Raw genomic sequence first — 1478 nt, forward strand, 5'->3', positions numbered from 1 at the left:
TTAAAGATAAGGACCAAAAAAGATATTTTATCGTTAGGTTAAATTATAACACGAAGGGGCTACTACGTGTAGCCCCTCGATAAATTACGGCTAAAAAGATTTACTGCAAGTCCAATTAAAGCCGAGGGGAAGATTTAAACTATGGAAAATTCTATTTTTACAATTACAAAAGGAGTAAATGGATATTGGAAATTAAGGAAACGACGAACACTAAACCTAAACTAGCGCCATTAAGTTATGTATATAATAAGATCAATGAATATTTGACATTTAATAATCTACCATCATGGTCTTCTCGTATAAAGCATGTTCAGAGATTGTTTGATGGAGTAACAACATTTGGTCAAATTATGCATCCGATTCATAGATCACAAAAAACTGAATATGACAATATCATAATTGCTGATTGGTTTATAGATTATCTGACATACTATGTTCGTGACTTTATACTATCCAAAGGTAATGGATACCAAGACTTTTCCGGAATTTTATATGTCATAACCAATTATTTGCTATCATCAAAAGAAGCAAAGACAGCTACTATATCTGATAATGCAGAAAAAGAGTACAGACGAAGAATGACATTTCCAGAATCAATGTTAAAAGATGAGGATATTGATGATGATTTTCTATTGATTTAATTTTTAAGACAATAAATGAATGGGATAATTGGTTGTATAAACGCTACTATATACCCAAAAAAGCAAACAAAAAAGATACCATATCATGGGCAAAGATCAATCGACTACGGATTCCATATGAGCAACTGACCGCCGAGCAAAAACAAGTCCATGATAACATGACTGCAATTCAGCAACTTATTAAAGAAAACAAAAATATTCTTGATCGGGCGACTTTATACAAACTGAATATGATTGTAGCTAATTTAAAATATAAGCTTGGGATTATGTGTCAAAGTCCGAACGTTGGACGTAGCAACAACGGATCGGTTAAAAGATTCGACACAGACGAACATCAAGAGTACTTGGTTAATGCGATTCTGGACAACTTGGACTACACAAACCCTGTACACATAAAAGCATTAATCGAAAATTATAACGACTTATATAACAAATATCGCAACGAACCTGACAGTCCGATCTATACCATACTTAACGAGTTTGCTACTCATGTGCATAATGTTAATTTGTCCGATAATCATCGATTAATCTTACTGGCATTTATGCACAAGTCGTCAGACAAAAAAAGGTTATTAAATTTCTGGGATCAATTGGTGGGTCAACTGAAAAAATGATGCGAACACTAAAAACAAGCATCTCCAAAAAAATTGCAAAATATTTTGAAAAACATGTCGGAAAATAGGATTAAGTCCCTATATAAAGTGAAGGCAGTCGCCTTTAGATTATCGACACAAGGACGTGGTCACTATGGTCTGATTTATCAGGCTAGATCAATACCTTGATCGACAATAGCTTTATTGTTCATAAAATTTCCTTCTAGACTCCCATGCCGCTGAC

Annotated in this window: 2 protein-coding genes; both read left to right on the top strand. The window is 33.7% G+C overall.

Annotated elements, in window-relative coordinates; genetic code table 11:
• The first annotated feature begins 185 nt into the window (after positions 1-185).
• On the top strand, positions 186-641 hold the full coding sequence (locus PACILC2_RS26020; RefSeq protein WP_213531928.1) for a hypothetical protein: 456 nt from the start codon (positions 186-188) through the stop codon (positions 639-641).
• A 32-nt stretch (positions 642-673) separates the two neighbouring features.
• On the top strand, positions 674-1255 hold the full coding sequence (locus PACILC2_RS26025; protein ID WP_213531930.1) for a hypothetical protein: 582 nt from the start codon (positions 674-676) through the stop codon (positions 1253-1255).
• Positions 1256-1478: the final 223 nt, after the last annotated feature.

The organism is Paenibacillus cisolokensis (assembly GCF_018403665.1).
In the GTDB taxonomy this organism is placed as follows: domain Bacteria; phylum Bacillota; class Bacilli; order Paenibacillales; family Paenibacillaceae; genus Paenibacillus_AH; species Paenibacillus_AH cisolokensis.